The 19,036-nt window shown below is 47.5% G+C and carries 18 protein-coding genes; all 18 read left to right on the top strand.

Annotation, left to right across the window (positions count from 1 at the left end):
* The first annotated feature begins 38 nt into the window (after positions 1-38).
* The 18 genes from rpoE (at position 39) to hemH (ending at position 18,950) form a co-directional block, all read left to right on the top strand.
* Positions 39-623, top strand: a complete 585-nt coding sequence (gene rpoE / locus Q1A08_RS15410) for an RNA polymerase sigma factor RpoE (protein WP_299774463.1) — start codon at positions 39-41, stop codon at positions 621-623.
* A 301-nt stretch (positions 624-924) separates the two neighbouring features.
* Complete coding sequence (locus Q1A08_RS15405) at positions 925-1,602, top strand: sigma-E factor negative regulatory protein (RefSeq protein ID WP_299774461.1); 678 nt, start codon at positions 925-927, stop codon at positions 1,600-1,602.
* 72 nt (positions 1,603-1,674) lie between these two features.
* Positions 1,675-2,793 carry a MucB/RseB C-terminal domain-containing protein gene (locus tag Q1A08_RS15400; protein WP_299774459.1) on the top strand — a complete coding sequence of 373 codons (1,119 nt, stop codon included), beginning with the start codon at positions 1,675-1,677 and terminating at the stop codon, positions 2,791-2,793.
* 16 nt (positions 2,794-2,809) lie between these two features.
* Complete coding sequence (locus Q1A08_RS15395; RefSeq protein ID WP_299774457.1) at positions 2,810-3,238, top strand: SoxR reducing system RseC family protein; 429 nt, start codon at positions 2,810-2,812, stop codon at positions 3,236-3,238.
* A gap of 128 nt (positions 3,239-3,366) precedes the next feature.
* Positions 3,367-4,773: a DegQ family serine endoprotease gene (locus Q1A08_RS15390; protein ID WP_299774456.1), complete on the top strand. Its 1,407-nt coding sequence runs from the start codon at positions 3,367-3,369 to the stop codon at positions 4,771-4,773.
* Between the two features lie 145 nt (positions 4,774-4,918).
* Positions 4,919-6,718 (top strand): translation elongation factor 4, encoded by a 1,800-nt coding sequence (gene lepA, locus Q1A08_RS15385; RefSeq protein WP_299774454.1) that lies wholly within the window; start codon positions 4,919-4,921, stop codon positions 6,716-6,718.
* Positions 6,719-6,745: 27 nt separating this feature from the next.
* On the top strand, positions 6,746-7,582 hold the full coding sequence (gene lepB, locus Q1A08_RS15380) for a signal peptidase I (RefSeq protein ID WP_299774452.1): 837 nt from the start codon (positions 6,746-6,748) through the stop codon (positions 7,580-7,582).
* Positions 7,583-7,602: 20 nt separating this feature from the next.
* Entirely contained in the window at positions 7,603-8,022 is a 420-nt protein-coding gene (locus Q1A08_RS15375; protein WP_299774450.1) for a DUF4845 domain-containing protein, read from the top strand.
* Positions 8,009-8,710, top strand: a complete 702-nt coding sequence (gene rnc / locus Q1A08_RS15370; protein ID WP_299774448.1) for a ribonuclease III — start codon at positions 8,009-8,011, stop codon at positions 8,708-8,710. The genes Q1A08_RS15375 and rnc overlap by 14 nt, the downstream gene beginning before the upstream one ends.
* A gap of 9 nt (positions 8,711-8,719) precedes the next feature.
* Positions 8,720-9,628, top strand: a complete 909-nt coding sequence (gene era / locus Q1A08_RS15365; RefSeq protein ID WP_299774446.1) for a GTPase Era — start codon at positions 8,720-8,722, stop codon at positions 9,626-9,628.
* A gap of 29 nt (positions 9,629-9,657) precedes the next feature.
* A complete protein-coding gene (recO, locus tag Q1A08_RS15360) occupies positions 9,658-10,401 on the top strand; it encodes a DNA repair protein RecO (protein WP_299774444.1) in 744 nt (247 codons plus the stop codon).
* A gap of 27 nt (positions 10,402-10,428) precedes the next feature.
* Positions 10,429-10,818, top strand: a complete 390-nt coding sequence (gene acpS / locus Q1A08_RS15355) for a holo-ACP synthase (RefSeq protein ID WP_299774443.1) — start codon at positions 10,429-10,431, stop codon at positions 10,816-10,818.
* 125 nt (positions 10,819-10,943) lie between these two features.
* Positions 10,944-11,840, top strand: coding sequence for a cysteine synthase CysM (gene cysM, locus Q1A08_RS15350; protein ID WP_299774527.1), 897 nt, complete (start codon positions 10,944-10,946; stop codon positions 11,838-11,840).
* 184 nt (positions 11,841-12,024) lie between these two features.
* Positions 12,025-13,488, top strand: a complete 1,464-nt coding sequence (rlmD, locus tag Q1A08_RS15345) for a 23S rRNA (uracil(1939)-C(5))-methyltransferase RlmD (protein WP_299774441.1) — start codon at positions 12,025-12,027, stop codon at positions 13,486-13,488.
* 205 nt (positions 13,489-13,693) lie between these two features.
* Positions 13,694-15,940 carry a GTP diphosphokinase gene (relA, locus tag Q1A08_RS15340; protein WP_299774439.1) on the top strand — a complete coding sequence of 749 codons (2,247 nt, stop codon included), beginning with the start codon at positions 13,694-13,696 and terminating at the stop codon, positions 15,938-15,940.
* A gap of 20 nt (positions 15,941-15,960) precedes the next feature.
* Positions 15,961-16,755, top strand: a complete 795-nt coding sequence (gene mazG, locus Q1A08_RS15335) for a nucleoside triphosphate pyrophosphohydrolase (protein ID WP_299774437.1) — start codon at positions 15,961-15,963, stop codon at positions 16,753-16,755.
* 345 nt (positions 16,756-17,100) lie between these two features.
* On the top strand, positions 17,101-17,751 hold the full coding sequence (adk, locus tag Q1A08_RS15330; protein WP_299774435.1) for an adenylate kinase: 651 nt from the start codon (positions 17,101-17,103) through the stop codon (positions 17,749-17,751).
* Positions 17,752-17,930: 179 nt separating this feature from the next.
* On the top strand, positions 17,931-18,950 hold the full coding sequence (gene hemH, locus Q1A08_RS15325) for a ferrochelatase (RefSeq protein WP_299774434.1): 1,020 nt from the start codon (positions 17,931-17,933) through the stop codon (positions 18,948-18,950).
* The last annotated feature ends 86 nt before the right edge of the window (positions 18,951-19,036 follow it).

Below are 19,036 nucleotides of genomic sequence, written 5' to 3'. Positions count from 1 at the left end.
ATTGCATCCACCTGAAAGTGGATTGATTGGAGTGAGGCATGGCAGCGCAGTCGGCGCCAACAACAGACCAGCAGTTGGTCGAACGTGTTCAGAAAGGGGACAAGAAAGCCTTCGATTTGCTGGTGTTAAAGTATCAGCATAAGATCCTGTCTATTATCGGCCGCTATATTAAAGACTCGGCTGAAGTGCATGATGTCGCCCAAGAAGCCTTTATTAAAGCCTATCGCGCTTTGCCCAATTTTCGTGGTGACAGTGCGTTTTATACTTGGCTTTATCGAATTGCTATTAATACCGCTAAAAACTTTTTGGTTTCTCGCAACCGCCGTCCGCCCGCAAGTGACGTTGAGGTGGAGGAAGCCGAATTCTATGGTGGTAGTGAATATTTGAAAGATGTTGATAGCCCGGAAAACAACTTGTTTCGCGATGAGCTGCAAGAGGTGGTAGATCGCGCGATTACTGATTTGCCCGAAGATTTACGTACAGCGGTAACCTTGCGAGAAATGGAAGGTTTAAGCTACGAAGAAATTGCCAGTGTTATGGCATGCCCGGTGGGTACAGTGAGGTCCCGCATCTTCCGTGCTCGAGAGGCTATTGAAAAGGCCATAGCACCTTTGCTTAGTTAAAAGGTCTTAGGGCTGGCTCAGCAAAAATGTGCGTCAGTTCAAATTTGGGTGAGCTTTTTGTGAACCTTTTGAGAGCCTTTGAGTCATATTGAATGATTGTTAGACTAGTCATTGAGCTGTCGTCTTATAGCGACTCGCAAATGGCTTTGATTGTGAAGGGTCGCAGCTTCACTATCGCTGCAGCTGAGGTATACGCTCGCAGCTAAACGTATATAGCCTCCAGTTGGTCCAATTGGAAGAGCTGTAATAGATTTGCAATAACTTAAGGCACCATCAATAGGGTGCTTAATGGGGAAATGCTATGACCGATAAATCCATTGATCAGCATCGCCAGCAGGGTCAGCAATTGGCTGAATCACTGTCGGCTTTGGTAGACGATCAAGCCAGTGATATGGAGTTGCGCAGGCTGCTTAAGCAGTCAGACGCTAAGCTGGAGGAGCAGTGGTCCCGTTACCATATGATAGGCGCCGCCATGCGTGGTGAGTCGGTTACAGCCAGTAGCAGCCTGCTGCCTGGTATCCAAGAGGCCTTGGCTGATGAAGCGCCACACAGCGCAAAGCCAGCAGGTTTTTGGGCTGGAGCTGGTCGTTTCGCCATTGCCGCTTCAGTTGCTTGTGTGGTGGTTCTTGGTGTGCAGCAAAACTGGCAGCAATTTGCAGAGCCTGCTGGTGAGGCTGTAGTGGCTGAGGCAGATGCTAGTCCAGTTATTAGCCAGCCTACTTTGGTTGAGCAGCCGGTGTTGGCAGCAGGTGTTAATAGCCCCTTACCAAGAAGCCAGAATCCGGCTATCGTGAATCGCAGCCCTAATTTCTTAATGCCTAGCCAACTTAGCGGTCAGCAGGCTGCGCAAAAAGCCTTAACTGAAGAAGAGCTGCAACGACGCCTTAATATATTAATGATGGAGCATGCCAATAATGCGGCGGCTAATAGTGGCCGAGGTGTGTTACCTTATGCACGTGTTCCAAAAATCGAACAGTAATTTGTAAATACCCGCTGTTTTATGTTCCTGCCATAGGGCATGTTGGTGAGCGGTGTGAGGTCATGATCTAACATGCAAGCTAGCTATTTGGCTGTGGCGCTGTCTCTCTTCAGCGTCATGGCTATCGCTCAAACCGAGCCAAACCCTGAACAATCCTTAAATAATTCTGCTGCCGCAAGGGTATCCGATATGCCCCCATCGGCTGCGCCTGCTGAGTCGTCGAGCGAAGCACCACTTGTGCAGGACCAAAGCGCTCAAGGCTCGAGGGCCCGCCCCCTAACGGAGCAAGAGCGCCAAGTTATCATTCATAAAGAAGTTCAGCTGATTCTCAATAAGATGTCTCGCGCTGTGCGAGAGCTGGATTATCAGGGGCTGGTAACCTTCGAATTTGATAATCATGTCGACAGTATGCGGATTTCACATAAAGTGATTGACGGTGTTGAGCATGAGAGCCTAGTGCAGCTCAATGGTGCACGACGTGAGGTCCGCAGTGTAGGGCGTGGAGCCAACTGTACGGCGATAGGTGAGCATCTATTACGAGGTGCCAGTATGCGCTTGGGTGAGCGTATTTTGCGCCTTTGGGATCTGTATCAATACAGTATTCTAGGTCGGCAGCGAATTGCTGATCGTGATGCGCTCTTGCTGGGCGTCAAGCCTCGCGATGAACACCGCTATGGCTATGTGATCGCAGTCGATCGCGAAACGGCCTTGCCGCTTATGCTGGAGTTGGTTGGTGGGGCTAATAAAGTGCGTGAGCGCTTCCAGTTTGTTGATTTGAAATTGGGTGCTGATGTCGAGTTTGCGCCAGAGCAGGCTGCGGACAAGCTGGTCGAACAAGTGGACCGCTCTCATTTATGTAGTGATAGAGAGCAATTACCTGAAGTACACAAAACGCGACAAACATGGGAGGCCGCTTGGTTGCCAGAAGGCTTTGTGTTTTCAGGGCAGCAAGCTTCCAAAGCGGGCGGCGATCAAATTATGTATACCGACGGCTTGAATGCTTTATCTATCTTTGTTCAGCCAGCTTCGGAAGAGCAGGTGATTATTGGCACTACACATCGTGGTGCAACTTCGGTGGTTATGAGTAAAATGTCCCTAGGTCAGCAGTTGTACACAGTGACAGCGGTTGGTGAAATTCCTGGTGGCAGCCTGCGTCAGATTGCCGAATCGGTGCGTTCTAAAACGCGCTAGCGAGTTTGAGTAGCACATGGTTGAAGAAGAAGGCCGCATTATTGCAGTGGCCGAAGATCATTTGTGGTTGCAAACCACCCAAAAATCAAGCTGTGATAGCTGTCGGGGCCGCAATGTTTGTGGTCAGCGTTTATTGCAAAATCTCAATGAAAGCCACGGCTTGCTAAAGGTGCCAATAGAGGGCCGCCCGCTGCATGACTTTAAGTTGCAGGACAAGGTAAGTATTGGCATCGAAGAGTCTACCTTGGTTCGAGCAACCGCTATCGCCTATCTTATTCCTCTGCTACTGTTGATTGTATTGGCCTATGCTGGCCAGCAGTTAGGTGGTGAGGGCTTTTCAATTGCGGGCGCTATTTTAGGCTTATTCTTGGGGAGTTTGTGGGGGCGTTATCGCCTTGCGGCAGCGGATTGCCAGTCTCGTTATCAGCCGCGCCTTATCCAATAAATACCTGTGCGTAAACTGCACAGCTAACAAAATTAGCTTTGAGTTTGGAACCAAGTCGTTAAAGTCACATCCAAGCTCAAGACAGTTGCGGCCTAGGCCGTATGTAGAAAACGCTACTGAGGTTAACTATGACACGACGCAAAGCATCGTCTCTAAAACACTTTCAAAGTTACTTTTATATGGTTTTGTTGTTGCTACCGGCTGCTTTGCAGGCCAGAGGGCTTCCAGAATTTACCGATTTAATTGAAGAGCGCTCGCCAGCGGTAGTTAAGATTAATACCGTTGAAAAGGCACGCAGTCGTCGCTCTGCACCGCAGCGGCAGGATATTCCAGAGATCTTCCGCCATTTATTCGAGCAGCGTCAGCGTCAGCAACAACCACAGCGTCAAGCTCGATCAATGGGCTCCGGCTTTATTATCTCTGAAGATGGCTATTTGCTGACCAATAACCATGTTATCGATGGTGCTGATGAGATCAGTGTAAGTTTATTGGATCATCGCGAGTTTGATGCTGAGGTTATTGGTGTTGATGAGCGTTCTGATTTGGCGCTCCTTAAGATTGAAGCCAAAGACCTACCTTATTTGAGCTTTGGTGATTCCGATGATCTCAAGGTGGGGCAGTGGGTGTTGGCTATTGGCTCTCCTTTTGGGCTCGATTTTACTGCGAGCCAGGGCATTGTGAGTGCCATTGGGCGCAGCATCCCAACCGAAAACAACGAAAATTACGTACCCTTTATCCAAACCGATGTGGCAATTAATCCTGGCAACTCTGGTGGTCCGTTGTTTAATTTGGCCGGTGAGGTAATTGGTATTAACTCCCAGATCTTTACTCGTTCTGGCGGCTCTAACGGCCTTTCATTTGCGATCCCTTCAACAGTAGCAAAAGAAGTGGTTAGGCAGTTGCGCGAAAAGGGGCGTGTTGATCGTGGTTGGTTAGGTGTTGCTATCCAAGATGTGGATTCAGACCTGGCAGCCTCCTTAGGAATGTCAAAGCCGGTCGGTGCCTTGATTTCACAAATTGATCCGAAGGGCCCAGCAGCGGAATCCGGTTTACGTGCGGGTGATGTGATTACCAAGTTTAACGGCTATGAGATTAACACTTCGGGTGATTTGCCCCATGCGGTAGGCCGAACTCAGCCTGGTAATCAGGTTGATGCCAAGGTTATGCGCGAAGGCAAGGAAATCACCCTTGAGGTGACTGTTGGCTCGCTTGGGGGTGAAAATGATCAGGTCGCCGGCACTCGAGCCAATATGGGAGGTCGACTAGGGGTCGAGGTTGAGGAGGTCGGCGATCGCTTGCGTCGAGCTTGGAACCTAGATGGTGGTGTGATTATTAAGCGTGTACGCCCAGATAGCCCAGCCGCCAAAGCGGGCTTACGCCCAGGTATGGTGATTGTACAGATGGGCTTTAAAGCGGTTAAAGATGTTGAAGGCTTCCATAGCATCATGTCTGAGCTACCGGCCAAAGAGCTGTTGCCAATTCGCTTCTTCGTGAATGGCCGCCCTGTCTTTAGAAGCTTCTCGCTACCTGAGTAAATCCGTACTGGCGTGCGCCTGAAATGGCGCCGCTCAGCTAAATAAGGTAGACTTGCGCCCTAGAATTTTCCTGTGCCTTGGCTTATGCCGGGGCCGTTTTATTTATGGCGCCTGATAAAGCGCGCCCCTGGATGTTTTGACTATCGTGACTGACCTCAGCCATATCCGTAATTTTTCGATTATTGCCCATATTGACCATGGTAAATCCACTATTGCTGATCGCTTTATTCAGCATTGTGGAGGCCTTTCTGACCGCGAAATGGAAGCCCAAGTACTGGATTCCATGGATCTGGAGCGTGAACGCGGTATTACCATTAAGGCCCAAAGCGTGACCTTGAACTACAAGGCCCGTGATGGAGAAACCTATCAGCTGAACTTCATTGATACCCCGGGGCATGTGGACTTCTCCTATGAAGTATCCCGTTCTCTGTATGCCTGTGAAGGTGCACTGCTCGTGGTAGATGCGGCGCAAGGTGTTGAGGCGCAATCGGTGGCCAACTGTTATACCGCCATCGAGCAGGGCTTGGAGGTTATTCCAGTACTGAACAAAATGGACCTTCCCCAAGCTGAGCCTGAGCGTGTGGCCCAAGAGATCGAAGATATTATCGGTATTGAAGCCCTTGAAGCGGTGCGTTGTAGCGCCAAATCAGGTTTAGGTATTGAGGATGTCTTAGAAGAATTGGTTAATGGAGTGCCTGCCCCGGTAGGTGATACCGAAGCGCCACTGCAAGCTTTGATCATCGATTCTTGGTTTGATAACTACCTAGGTGTAGTGTCTCTAGTGCGTGTTAAGGAAGGCACCTTAAACGTAAAAGATAAGATTACGCTGAAATCGACAGGCAAGGCTCATGTTGTTGATGGCGTAGGTATCTTTACCCCTAAACGCCACCCAACCAAAGAGCTGAAAGCTGGCGAAGTGGGTTATGTGGTTGCGGGTATTAAAGATATTCAAGGTGCTCCTGTTGGTGACACCATTACCCACGCCAAGACCGAAGAGGTCGAAGCTTTGCCGGGTTTCCAAAAGGTGAAACCACAGGTTTACGCAGGGCTGTTCCCAATCAGTTCTGATGATTATGAAGCCTTCCGGGATGCCTTGGCCAAGCTCACCTTAAACGATGCTTCTTTGTTCTATGAGCCAGAGAGCTCTGATGCCTTAGGTTTTGGTTTTCGCTGTGGTTTCCTTGGCATGTTACACATGGAAATCATCCAGGAACGACTTGAGCGCGAGTACAATCTTGATCTGATTACCACGGCGCCAACAGTAGTATTTGAGGTTGTTAAAAAGGATGGCGAAACGACTTACGTCGACAATCCATCAAAATTACCTGAGCTTGGTGATATCGAGGAAATGCGAGAGCCAATCTGTCAGGCCAATATTTTGGTACCTCAAGAACATCTTGGTTCCGTAATTACTCTCTGTGTCGAGAAGCGCGGTGTACAAAAAGATATGCAGTACGCCGGTAAGCAGGTCTCGGTAACCTACGATATGCCAATGAACGAAGTGGTGATGGATTTCTTCGACCGTTTGAAGTCGGTAAGTCGTGGCTTTGCTTCTTTGGACTACAGCTTTGACCGCTTTGAGATGGCTAATCTGGTGCGCTTGGATGTCTTGATTAACGGTGAGCGTGTTGATGCCCTTGCCTTGATCGTGCATAGAGACAATGCTCAGTTTAAAGGTCGAGCACTTGCTGACAAGATGAAAGAGCTGATTCCTCGTCAAATGTTTGATGTGGCGATCCAGGCCGCTATCGGTGGTAATGTTGTTGCCCGTACTACGGTAAAAGCTCTGCGTAAAAACGTAACCGCAAAATGTTATGGTGGTGATGTTACCCGTAAGAAGAAGCTGTTGGAAAAGCAGAAGGCGGGTAAGAAACGCATGAAACAAGTTGGTCGAGTAGAGATTCCGCAAGAAGCATTCTTGGCGGTTCTTAAAGTCGACAGTTAATTGAAAAGACTTTGGTGAATTCTTTTAATGGATATTAATTTTCCTTTAGTGCTGGTTATGGCGGTTGCGATCACCGGTGCAATTTGGTTGTTTGATGCTTTGATGCTTGCTCCTGGGCGTAAACGCCAGTTGGCCGAAGTGAAAAGTAATCAGCAAAGTTCCAAGACTTTGAGCGAAGAGCAACAAGCTGATTTGGAAGCGGCGGCAGAGCAAGAGCCGGTCGTTGTTGAATATGCTAAATCGTTTTTCCCTGTGTTGGCAATTGTATTGATCTTGCGTTCTTTTATTGCCGAGCCCTTTCAAATTCCCTCGCCATCAATGGTGCCGACTTTAAAAATCGGTGACTTTATTTTAGTTAACAAGTTTACCTATGGTTTACGTTTGCCGGTTGTGCGTACCAAGGTTGTTGATATTAATGATCCAGAGCGTGGCGATGTGATGGTGTTTTTCCCACCCCATAAGCCAGATACCTATTATATTAAGCGTGTCGTTGGTTTACCTGGTGATCATATTCGTTATACCAATAATGTCTTGTACGTAAACGGCGAAGAGATGCCTCAAACCGTGTTAGCTACACTGCCACCTGCGCAGCCGCAATATCAATTGGTAAAAGAAAAGCTGGGTGAGGTTGAGCATGATATGCGCAAGAACATAATCCCTGGTCGTCTTAGTCGCCATGGGGAGTGGGTGGTGCCAGCTGGGCATTACTTCATGATGGGCGATAATCGCGATAATAGCTCGGATTCCCGTGACTGGGGTCCGGTTCATGAGTCGGCCATTGTTGGCAAAGCCTTTGCTGTTTGGATGACTTGGGAGTCTTTATTAAGTGTACCCAGTTTCGATCGTGTCGGTGGTATTAACTAAGCTAATTTGTGGGAGTAAACATGTCATCTAAGAACTTGTCTCGCCAGCAGGGAATGTCACTAACAAGTATGTTGGTGGTGGCTTTTATCTTTGGCTCTTTGTTAATGTTTCTCAGCCAAACGGTACCGGCCTTTATCGACGACCGTTTTGTTAAGTCTACTTTGGTCTCTCTTACCAACGGCTCTATGAGTGTTGTTGGGAAGTCCCCGAGAGCTGTGCGCGATAATCTTACGAAGCAATTTTCTTTGAATAATGTTCGTGGCGCTGCTTCGGATCCTAAAAATTGGACCATCGAACGCATCGATGACCACTTTATAGTGATTATTGATTATGAAGTGCGTAACAATCTTATCTCTAATATTGATGTCGTCATGCACTTTAGACATCGCTTAGATACCCGTAATCCTGAGATTTGCTGTACCGATCGTGCCAAACCCTAATACTCAAAGCCCAAGCCGCATTCGCCTGCTGCAGCGTCTAGGGCATGATTTCGAAAATGTTGAGCTACTTGAGCTTGCATTAACCCATCGCAGCTGTGGTAAACACAATAATGAGCGTTTGGAGTTTCTAGGAGACTCCATTCTAGGTTTTGTAATCGGTCAGCGCTTATTTGAAATTATTCCCGATGCCACTGAAGGCCAATTGAGCCGTGTCAGATCAGCTTTGGTTAAAGGTGAAACCTTGGCCGCCATTGCCCGTGAATTTGATTTGGGCGAAAGCCTTAAGTTAGGGGGTGGTGAAATCAAAAGCGGTGGCTTTCGCCGTGATTCTATTTTAGCCGATGCTGTTGAAGCGCTTATTGGTGCTATCTATGAAGATGCTGGCTTTGAAAAAGCCAAATCCTGCGTCTTGAATTGGTTTGATAGTCGTTTAGATGCCCAGCAGTTGATGGAAACTGACAAAGACCCCAAAACCAGCCTGCAAGAGCTTATGCAATCTCGCAAGCTAGCACTGCCTGTTTATGAGGTGGTGTCGGTTGACGGTGAGCATCATCAGCAGAGCTTTGTGGTGCAATGTCGAGTGGCCTTGTTGGCAGAACCGGTTCAAGCAAAAGCGACGTCTCGTCGTAAGGCCGAAAAAGCGGCGGCCGCAAGTGCACTAAGCCTAATCAAGCAACAACAGTTGTAAGGGTGATTTATGACTACTAAAAATGTTCAGCCCGAGCGCTGTGGCTATATTGCCATTGTTGGACGCCCCAATGTCGGCAAGTCCACTTTGTTGAATCATATCCTGCAACAAAAAATTAGCATTACCTCGCGCAAGCCCCAGACAACTCGACATAATGTGCTTGGGATCAAAACCGAAGGCCCTAGCCAGTTTATTTACGTCGATACACCAGGCCTGCACTTGCAACATAGCCGGGCGATTAACCGTTATATGAATCGCGCTGCGACAACGGCCATTCGCGATGTTGATCTTGTTGTCTTTCTAGTTGATCGGCTGGCTTGGACCGATGAAGACGATATGGTTGTTAAGCGTTTGCAGAACTTAAACTGTCCGATCATCTTGGCGGTTAACAAAGTTGATATGTTGGAAGACAAAGAGCAGTTACTTCCACACTTGCAAACCCTTATGGAAAAGCTTCCCATTGAGGAAGTTGTGCCTATCTCGGCTCTGCGCGGCCATAATCTTGATGCGCTCGAGAAAGAAGTCGAAAAAAGGCTGCCTGAAGGTATGCACTTTTTTCCTGAGGATCAGGTGACTGATCGCAGCTCTCGCTTTTTGGCTGCAGAGATTGTGAGAGAGAAAATTACCCGTCAGCTTGGTGATGAGCTGCCGTATCAGATGACTGTCGAAATCGAAGAGTTTTCCGCCCAGGGTCATGTCTTGCATATATCGGCTTTGATCTTAGTAGAGCGTGACGGCCAAAAGAGAATTCTTATTGGCGATAAAGGGGCTAAGATCAAAAACATCGGCTCCCAAGCTAGAGAAGATATGGAGCATCTATTTGACTGCAAGGTGATGTTAAAACTCTGGGTGAAGGTGAAGTCAGGCTGGTCGGATGATGAGCGGGCTTTACGCAGTTTGGGCTATGACGACCTGTAAGATTGCGCAGATTTTCTAGGTGACGATGTATGGCTAAGCTTGAAGTTGTCGAAAACCAAGAAGTCTACGTTCTTCACAGTCGCCCCTTTCGTGACAGCAGCCTATTGGTCAACTTGTTTAGCCCAGAATACGGCCGCGTTAATGTCATCGCAAAAGGCGCCCGCAAGCAATCAGGAAAACGTCAACTTCGTCAGCCCCTTCAGGTTTTAACCCCCTTATTAGTCGATTGGCAAGGGCGCACTTCTTTAAAAACCTTATTGCGCTGGGAATATCGCCAAAGTGCGCTCTCACTTCAGGGGGAGCGCCTATACAGCGCGCTCTACCTTAATGAGTTATTGTTAAAACTGTTGCCAGAAAACGACAGTTCCAGTGAGCTATTTAAGCCTTATGAAAACTGTTTGTTGAATCTGTTAGAAGATCAGCCTTTGCAGCCTATATTGCGCAATTTTGAATTAGAGTTGCTGACTTGTTTGGGGTATGGCTTAGATTTTGAGCATGAAGAGAGTGGCCAGGCTATCAATCCCGAGGGCTTTTATCGCTGGCAGAAAAGCGGCTTGTTTTGCCAGAGTGCAGGGCCGAATACTTATGCGGGGGCTCATCTGCTCGCAATCTCTCGGCGCGATTTTTCTCAGCCAGAAGTGCTTCGCAGTGCCAAAATGCTGATGCGCGAGGTGTTGGATCAGCTGCTTGATTATCAGCCATTAAAAACCCGTGAGTTTTTTAGACAGATGCAGTCTTCAAAATCTAAGCCAAGCAGTACTCACGTCCCCTGACAACAGTGCCCATTAAGGAAGAGAACCATGATTAAAGGTTTAGGAACCGATATTGTGCAAATTGCTCGGGTAGCGGCTAGTCTGGAGCGTACCCAGGGGCGTTTACTGCAGCGTATATTGACTCCTACCGAGCAGGAAATTTACGCCGTTAAAGCTGCTGCTGGTGAGCAACAAGCGCTACATTACTTTGCTAAGCGTTTCGCGGCGAAAGAGGCGGTAGGAAAAGCATTGGGCACTGGAATAGGTCAGGGGGTGTCCTGGCACCATATTGAAGTTCGCAATAATGAAATAGGCGCGCCAGAGGTACTCTTAAGTGATAAGGCTTCATTCCATATGGAGCGCTTAGGGGCTAATAGTTGCCATTTAAGCCTGAGCGATGAGCAAGACTATGCGGTTGCGTTTGTGGTTTTGTCTTAACAGCAGCGCGTCCTGTTAGAACAAATTGCCCCAAGCAAAGACTTTATCGCTCTAAGTGAAAGGTTTTCCCTATATCAGCTAGGCATTAGAATGGATTCTTATAGAAGTGATCAATCATAGAGAGCCTGCCTGTGTTTCCAAGCATTGAAGATTATATCGGTAATACCCCTTTGGTCCGTTTGCAGCGACTGTACGGGCAGAGTAGTAATACAATTTTGCTGAAACTCGAGGGTAACAACCCAGCGGGATCTGTAAAGGACCGTCCGGCTTTATCGATGATTCAAAGAGCCGAAGCCCGCGGTGACATTCAGCCTGGGGATACCTTAATTGAAGCTACCAGTGGAAACACTGGTATTGCTTTGGCGATGGCAGCCGCCATTAAAGGCTATCGAATGATTTTGATCATGCCGGCCAACTCTACCCAAGAGCGCAAAGACGCCATGGCTGCCTATGGCGCGACCTTAATCGAGGTTAGCCAAGAGCAAGGCATGGAGTACGCCCGTGATCTTGCCACGCAAATGGCAGAGCAGGGTGAGGGCAAAGTACTCGATCAGTTTGCGAACCATGATAATCCGCTGGCCCACTACCAGGGCACCGGGCCGGAAATTTGGCGTCAAAGTGAAGGTAAAGTCACTCACTTTGTTAGCTCGATGGGAACAACCGGTACGATTATGGGAACCTCTCGCTACCTCAAGGAGCAAAATGCTGATATTGAAATTATTGGGCTGCAGCCGGAGGATGGCGCCAGTATTCCTGGTATACGTCGCTGGCCTAAGGAATACCTGCCTAGTATCTTCGATGAGACAAGAGTTGATCGGGTGATTAATATGGGCCAGCAAGAGGCCGAAGATACAATGCGCCTTCTAGCCCGTGAAGAGGGCATTTTCTGTGGTGTGTCCTCGGGTGGGGCGGTTGCTGGTGCTTTGCGTTTAAACCAAGAATTAGAAAACGCAGTGATTGTTGCGGTGGTTTGTGATCGCGGCGATCGTTACCTGTCTTCTGGCTTGTACAGCGCTAGCTAGCGGCTAAACGGCACATTTTTCCTCTTCTTTCCTTCCTCTCTTTAGCGCATGCTGCGGCGAACGCATAATAAGCTCATTCGATTTGGATTGAGCTTATTGGCAGGTTAAAATGCCGTTCTTCTATCATTGCTTGTATGCTTAGCTGGCTACTCGCTGCCATACATTCTCGACGATTTTCTTGCTTATGTCTCGCTCCGCACATTTTTCCCGCCTTAAGACGGCTAAAACACTAAGCTCAAAAAGCAAAGGCTCGCCACAGTCGAGCAAAACCCTAGAACTAGATATTGTCCGTTTGGACAGCGAGGGTAATGGTGTTGCAAAACTTGCTTTAAAGGCCCCAAATAAAACAGCGGATATAAAGGTTCCCCATACCTTGGTGGGTGAGCGTTGCACTGTGAACTATGTAGCAGGGGCTGAGGTGGCTGAATTGGTCGAGATTGTTCACCCCTCTGAGCAGCGACAAGAGCCTTTGTGTGAACACTTTGCTGAGTGCGGCGGCTGTCAGCTACAGCATATGGCTTACCAAGAGCAGTTGCACTTTAAACGTGATCGTATGTGGCAAGGCTTGGAGGCCTTACTTAAGCCAAAAAGCCTCGCCAAAAAATCTAAGCCTAAGTTGGGGCAGAGGCCACAGAGCAAGTCTGCAAACGCTCCAGCTTTGAAGAGTGCAGTTCAAAAGCCATCAGACATTTCTCTATTGGCAAGTGACCACTTTGGCTATCGGCGTAGGGCGCGCCTGGGAATTAGCAAAGCAGGGCAGCTGGGCTTTCGCCGGGCCAATAGTAATGACACTTTAAGTTTGCATAATTGTCTTAATCTCAGTGTCAGTTTGCAGCAAGTTATGCAGTGCTTAAATCGTTTTTTTGCTCAATACGAAGACTTGACTTGGTCAAGCCACATTGGTCATGTCGAGTTACTAGATGTCGCCCCAAGCCCCTTGGTTTTACTGCGTGTTGTAAAGTCTATTCCTGCCGCTGTGTTTAGCCAATTGTGTGCCGAAATTGAACAGTGCGATTGGCGTTTGGCGGTACAAAAGGAAAAGTCGGGTGACTACATTCCACAAGTGGGGCCTTTGGCAAGTCACTACCCATTGAATGGTTTAGATATCGCCTTTGAGCCAGGAAAGTTTATTCAAATCAATGAATCGCTAAACCAAGCAATGATTAAACAGGCGCTAGAGTGGTTAACGCTGGAAGGGAGCGAAAGTTTACTGGATTTATTCTGTGGTACCGGAAACATTAGCCTTGCTTTAGCGCAACAAGCCGGCCAGGTATTTGGGATAGAGTTAAGCCCTGAAATGGTCGGCTTGGCGAAACGAAATGCTAACAGTTTGGGCTTCGAAAATGTCGAATTTATGGCGGCTAATCTAGACGATGGGCAGGGTGTGTTGAGCACTTATGAAAAATTGTCGCAGGCACAACCCGATATCATCGTGCTGGATCCGCCAAGGGCGGGCGCAGCGGGCTTTGTGCCGACATTATTAGAACTTTCACCGCAGCGCATACTCTATATTTCTTGTCATCAAGGGAGCTTTCTGCGAGATCTGCGAAAACTTGCCGGTGCTTCTTACCGACTCGAAAAATTGTCCGTTATGGATATGTTTCCAAATACGGAACATGTAGAATGCATGGCGCTATTGTCTAGGTAGAGTTCCTAGGGTATTTCTGAGGCTTTCAGAGCTGCCCTAGCTTGCACATTAAGATTCACCCAAAAGCGCTAAAGAACGAAAAAAACAATAACAAGTTAAAGCAGTATTTTTCAGCAGGAGCGAGCACAATTCTATAGTCTTTCAAACATATTTAGAGTGAGTAAGCAGTATTACTCTAATTAGACTAGTCGTTGTGAACTTATTTATGGTCAAAGTACGTGAAGATCACCCCATAGCTGCCGACGGCAGTGTTGATATCCCTTCTTGGATAAGACGTTTACAAAGTCGCTTTGATGATAGTGATCACCTTAGCCCAGCTGACCAAGCTTTGCTGCTGCAGGTTTGTCAGTTTGTCGAGGAAATCGAAGCGAATGTAGAGCCCTCAGAAAACAGCTGGGCCGATAGCCAGGGCTGTTTTCGTACCGGCTTGGAGATGGCTGAAATTCTCGCTGATCTGCAAGCGGATACCGAGGTTTTATTGGCCGCAATTTTGTACCGTGCTGTACGGGAACATAAATTAGCGCTAGCAACTGTCGAGAAAAAATATGGCAGTCAGATATCAGCGTTGATATCTGGTGTTTTGCGCATGGCTGCCATCAGTAATCTTCGTAACGACAGCGAAGAAAGTGTTCTCGGTAGCCCTTCAGCTGAACAAGCTGAAAATATCCGCAAAATGCTTGTGGCCATGGTGGATGATGTTCGCGTAGCCTTGGTAAAGCTGGCAGAGCGTACCTGTGCAATTCGAGCCGCCAAACATGCTAACGATGATAAAAAGCGCCGTGTAGCCCGCGAGGTAGCCGATGTTTATGCACCTTTGGCCCATCGTCTAGGTATTGGCCATATCAAGTGGGAGTTGGAAGACTTATCTTTTCGCTACCTAGAACCTGATGACTATATGCACATCGCTAAGCTATTGGATGAGCGTCGGGTTGATCGACAGGATTATATAGAAAATGTGATTCAGCTTTTGCAGGATGCCGCCAATGAATCCCGCATCGAAGCCGAGATTCAAGGCCGTGCTAAGCATATCTATAGTATTTGGCGCAAAATGCATCGTAAAGACATTGGCTTTTCGCAAGTTTACGATATTCGCGCGGTGCGAGTCTTAGTACCAACGGTTCGCGACTGCTATACCATCTTAGGCATCGTTCACAGTCAGTGGCGCCTAATTCCTAATGAGTTTGACGACTATATCGCCTCGCCAAAAGAGAATGGCTATCGTTCATTGCATACTGCCGTTATTGGTCCGGACCGTAAAGTTTTAGAGATCCAGATTCGCACCCATGCTATGCATGAGGAGGCGGAGTTTGGGGTGTGTGCCCACTGGAAATATAAGGGCACTGACGACAACCAAAACCAAGACAGTTACGAACAAAAAATTGCCTGGTTACGACAGGTCTTGGAGTGGAGCGAGGAACTTGGCACCAATGCCTTACAAGATGATCTACAGCGTGGTGTAGAACAAGATCGCATCTATGTGTTTACACCCGATGGCCATGTTATCGATCTGCCGCCTAACTCGACGGTGTTGGATTTTGCTTATCGCATACATACCGATGTAGGGCATCGCTGCTGCGGGGCGAAACTCAACGGCCGTATTGTCCCTTTGAATCAGACGGTGACCACCGGTGATCAAATCGAAATCTTAACAGGCAAGCGAGAATCTCCGAGTCGTGACTGGTTGTCCCCGGCGCTGGGTTATTTGAATACAGCCAGAGCTCGAGCAAAGGTTCAGCAATGGTTCAAATTACAGGCCAGAGATCAGCACTTGGCCAGCGGTCGAGCTTTGCTAGATAAAGAATTTAAACGCTTGGCGGTAGAGAATTTAGATTTTGAAGCGCTAGCGCAAAAGCTTAATCTAAAAAGCTTGGAGGGCTTATATGTCGCGGTCGGTGCGAGTGATATTAGCGTAGGGCAGGTATTAAACACGGCCCAAAAACTGCTCGGAGTTGAGCAGCACCATCCTACCCAATTGGTTGGTCGTGCCAGCGAACAGTTTAACAATGATGATGTTTACATTGATGGTGTTGGTAACCTGATGACCAGCTTTGCACGCTGTTGTCATCCTGTTCCTGGCGATAGTATTGCGGGATACATTACCCTAGGGCGTGGTGTATCTATTCATCGCCAAGATTGTTCCAATTTATTGCAGTTGCAAATGGAAGAGCCGGGGCGAATTATTGAAGTTTCTTGGTCAGCCGCACCGCAAGACGTTTATGCCGTTTCTATTGCTGTTGAAGCTATCGATCGTCACGGTTTGTTGAGAGATATTACAGCCTTATTGGATGTAGAGCGTATTAACATTACCGCAATGCACACGCTGTCCAATAAAAACTCCCACACGGTAAGTATGCAATTTGATATTGAAATTCACAGTTATAGTGAGTTGAGCCGCGTGCTAGAACGTCTCAATCGATTGCCGAATGTGGAATCAGCGAGCCGTAAAAAATAAGACTTAATTTATTGATGACCATGAATGATCAGCCAGGTATAAAAATACTTTTAGAGATTATGGCCCAGCTTAGAAATCCTGAAGGAGGTTGTCCTTGGGATTTAGAGCAGAACTTCGCATCGATTGTGCCTTCAACCCTTGAAGAGGCTTATGAAGTTGCCGATGCGATCGAAAGCCAAGATATGTCTCAGCTAAAAGAGGAGCTTGGTGATCTCTTATTTCAAGTGGTTTTTTATAGTCAGTTGGGTAAAGAAGAAGGTCTCTTTGACTTCAACGATATTGCCCAAAGTATGAGTGATAAACTCATTCATCGCCATCCGCATGTGTTTTCGGATAAAACACTGACACAAGAATCAGATATAAAAAACAATTGGGAAGACCTTAAAGCCGAGGAGCGAGCAGCGAAAGGGCATGCTTCGGTATTGGCCGATGTGCCAGTTGCTTTGCCCTCCCTGAGTCGCGCCCAGAAACTCCAGCGGCGTGCGGCCAACGTCGGTTTCGATTGGCAAGACAGTGGCGCTGTGCTTAATAAACTCGATGAAGAGCGACAGGAGTTTGAAGAAGCACTTGCAGAGAAAGATCCGGCGGCGATTGCTGATGAGTTGGGCGATATGATGTTTTGTATGGTCAACTTATCTCGCCACCTTAAGCTCGATGCGGAAAGCGTTTTACGAGCTGCGAATCGCAAGTTTGAGCGTCGTTTTACAGAGGTAGAACAGCTTGTTGATAGCAGTCAGAAAAATTGGCAGGAGCATAGTTTGGATGAGCTGGAACGTTATTGGCAGCAAGCTAAGCTAAACAGCGATGCCAAGTAATTCGGGGCGCGAATTAAGTGCCTGAGAAGCTCGACTAATGTCCACTAATCCCGTGCGAGCTATCCTTATATAGTGACAACTATATGAGGCCGCCATTAAAGTTGTAAAGACAGCCAAAGCGCAGCTAAAGCTTCTAATTTGTAGGCAATTTGTAAATTTGTTCAAATATTGAGCGATAAGGCTGTCCCTTGGCGCTAATTCCCTTGTGATTGAAACGGCCTAAGTGTATGGTTACGGCCCTCTCAATCCCGTATTAGAAGAAGCTCCCAAGATGAGCCTCGGGAAGCCGAGCCGCTAAGCGGCCTCGCTATGAACAAGTTTCTACATAATTAGGAGAACTCCGTAATGCGAGTCATTTTATTAGGTGCTCCAGGCGCTGGTAAGGGTACGCAGGCCCAATTCATTATGGAACAGTACAATATTCCACAGATTTCTACTGGGGATATGCTACGTGCGGCGGTTAAAGCAGGCACCGAGCTGGGCTTGAAGGTTAAGGATATTATGGCCAGCGGCGGTTTGGTATCCGATGAAATTATCATTGCTTTGGTGAAAGAGCGTATTGCACAGGACGACTGCGCAAATGGTTTCTTGTTCGATGGCTTTCCTCGCACTATTCCACAAGCCGAAGCCTTGTTAGAGTCTGGAGTAGATATCGATCATGTTATTGAGATCGATGTTGATGATGAGGAAATTGTTTCTCGTCTAAGTGGCCGCCGTGTACATGAAGCTTCCGGTCGTGTTTATCACTTGGTTTATAACCCACCTAAAAACGCAGGTGTGGATGATGAAACTGGCGATGCCTTGGTTCAACGTCCAGACGATCAAGAAGATACTGTGCGTAAACGCTTAGCGGTTTATCACGATCAAACTAAGCCACTGGTTAACTTTTACCAAGACTTATCAAGTGCTGGTAAAGCTGATACTAAATACGCCAATGTTCCTGGTGTAGGCAGTATGGAAGATATTAAAGACAAGGTCTTCGCGGCTTTAGCCTAAGCCTTTTGTTGTCTCTAAAAACCCCGCCTAGCGGGGTTTTTTTATGTGTGTCGAAAACAGCAGTCCGATCTTGGGCTCTGACTCATAGTAGGCGAGAATTTTAGCCATATAATTGCACCAGTGTATGGCTTTTCGATAGTATGCAGCTTGAAAGAAAAGTACCTTTAAAGGAAGCCTATATGCCCTCTGATACAAAGCATCCAACCGCGCAAACTTCTAAAAATCTCGCTGTGTTGTTGGTAAACTTGGGCACACCAGAGGCTCCAGATGCACCTTCAGTAAGACGCTTTCTGTCAGACTTTCTAAGTGACTCTCGGGTCGTGGAGATACCTAAGCCTATTTGGTGGCTAATTCTCAACGCGTTTATATTGCCTACTCGCCCAAAAGCGGTCGCAAAAGCTTACCAAAGTATCTGGTGGCCAGAAGGTTCGCCATTACGGGTGATAACTGAGCGACAGTGCGGTGCATTGGAACAAAAACTAAACGCCCTTTATCCCGCCCAAAATATCATCGTCCGGCACGCTATGAGCTATGGCAAGCCAAGTATCGCTGAGCAGCTCCAAGATCTACAGCAAAAGGGGTTCGAACAAGTTGCGATAATACCTTTGTACCCACAATATTCGGCAACGACGACGGCGGTTGTTTATGATCAGCTTGCGGCATTTCAGCTAAAACAGAGAAATATCATTGATGCCCGAGTGAATAAACAATATTTCGAACGCCCTTCCTATATACAAGCTCTTGCACAGTCGGTTATCCAACATCGTCAGGAGCATGGCTCTGCTGAGAAGCTGTTGATGTCATTTCACGGCATACCACAGCGCTGTGTCGACCTAGGTGATCCTTATTACCAACAATGTTTGGCCACGGCAGAATCTTTGGCCCAGCAGTTGGGTTTATCAAAGGAGCAGTGGGGCATTAGTTTTCAGTCTCGTTTAGGAAAAGCGCAATGGTTGCAGCCATATACAGTGGATGTAGTAAAGCAGTGGGGTAAGGATAAACTAGCATCACTGGATGTGATTTGTCCGGCGTTTGCTGCGGATTGTCTCGAGACTTTGGAAGAGATCTCAGAAGAAATTCGAGAAGATTTTCAACATGCAGGCGGAGGGCGCTTCTCTTATATCCCTTGTCTAAATGACAATGAAGAGCATATAGATTGTTTGGCCGAGATATCTCAGGAATTATTAGCTTTAAATTAGATGCGATTCTCAACTCTCATTATCAGCGGCTAATAACAATTGCCTGTGATTAAGGCTCTGCATTTTCTTTTTTTGCAGTCCTTAAA

Origin of the sequence: uncultured Pseudoteredinibacter sp. (assembly GCF_947500695.1) — a bacterium.
Taxonomy (GTDB): Bacteria; Pseudomonadota; Gammaproteobacteria; order Pseudomonadales; family Cellvibrionaceae; genus Pseudoteredinibacter.
Note: the sequence above shows the minus strand (reverse complement) of the source record. Positions and strands in the feature narration are given on the sequence as shown.

Coding starts and splice junctions, on each gene's coding strand:
- rlmD (WP_299774441.1), top strand. CDS start 12,025: ATGTCTCGCTCCGCACATTTTTCCCGCCTTAAGACGGCTAAAACACTA.
- adk (WP_299774435.1), top strand. CDS start 17,101: ATGCGAGTCATTTTATTAGGTGCTCCAGGCGCTGGTAAGGGTACGCAG.
- rpoE (WP_299774463.1), top strand. CDS start 39: ATGGCAGCGCAGTCGGCGCCAACAACAGACCAGCAGTTGGTCGAACGT.
- recO (WP_299774444.1), top strand. CDS start 9,658: ATGGCTAAGCTTGAAGTTGTCGAAAACCAAGAAGTCTACGTTCTTCAC.
- relA (WP_299774439.1), top strand. CDS start 13,694: ATGGTCAAAGTACGTGAAGATCACCCCATAGCTGCCGACGGCAGTGTT.
- Q1A08_RS15405 (WP_299774461.1), top strand. CDS start 925: ATGACCGATAAATCCATTGATCAGCATCGCCAGCAGGGTCAGCAATTG.
- Q1A08_RS15395 (WP_299774457.1), top strand. CDS start 2,810: ATGGTTGAAGAAGAAGGCCGCATTATTGCAGTGGCCGAAGATCATTTG.
- Q1A08_RS15400 (WP_299774459.1), top strand. CDS start 1,675: ATGCAAGCTAGCTATTTGGCTGTGGCGCTGTCTCTCTTCAGCGTCATG.
- era (WP_299774446.1), top strand. CDS start 8,720: ATGACTACTAAAAATGTTCAGCCCGAGCGCTGTGGCTATATTGCCATT.
- hemH (WP_299774434.1), top strand. CDS start 17,931: ATGCCCTCTGATACAAAGCATCCAACCGCGCAAACTTCTAAAAATCTC.
- Q1A08_RS15375 (WP_299774450.1), top strand. CDS start 7,603: ATGTCATCTAAGAACTTGTCTCGCCAGCAGGGAATGTCACTAACAAGT.
- lepB (WP_299774452.1), top strand. CDS start 6,746: ATGGATATTAATTTTCCTTTAGTGCTGGTTATGGCGGTTGCGATCACC.
- acpS (WP_299774443.1), top strand. CDS start 10,429: ATGATTAAAGGTTTAGGAACCGATATTGTGCAAATTGCTCGGGTAGCG.
- mazG (WP_299774437.1), top strand. CDS start 15,961: ATGAATGATCAGCCAGGTATAAAAATACTTTTAGAGATTATGGCCCAG.
- Q1A08_RS15390 (WP_299774456.1), top strand. CDS start 3,367: ATGACACGACGCAAAGCATCGTCTCTAAAACACTTTCAAAGTTACTTT.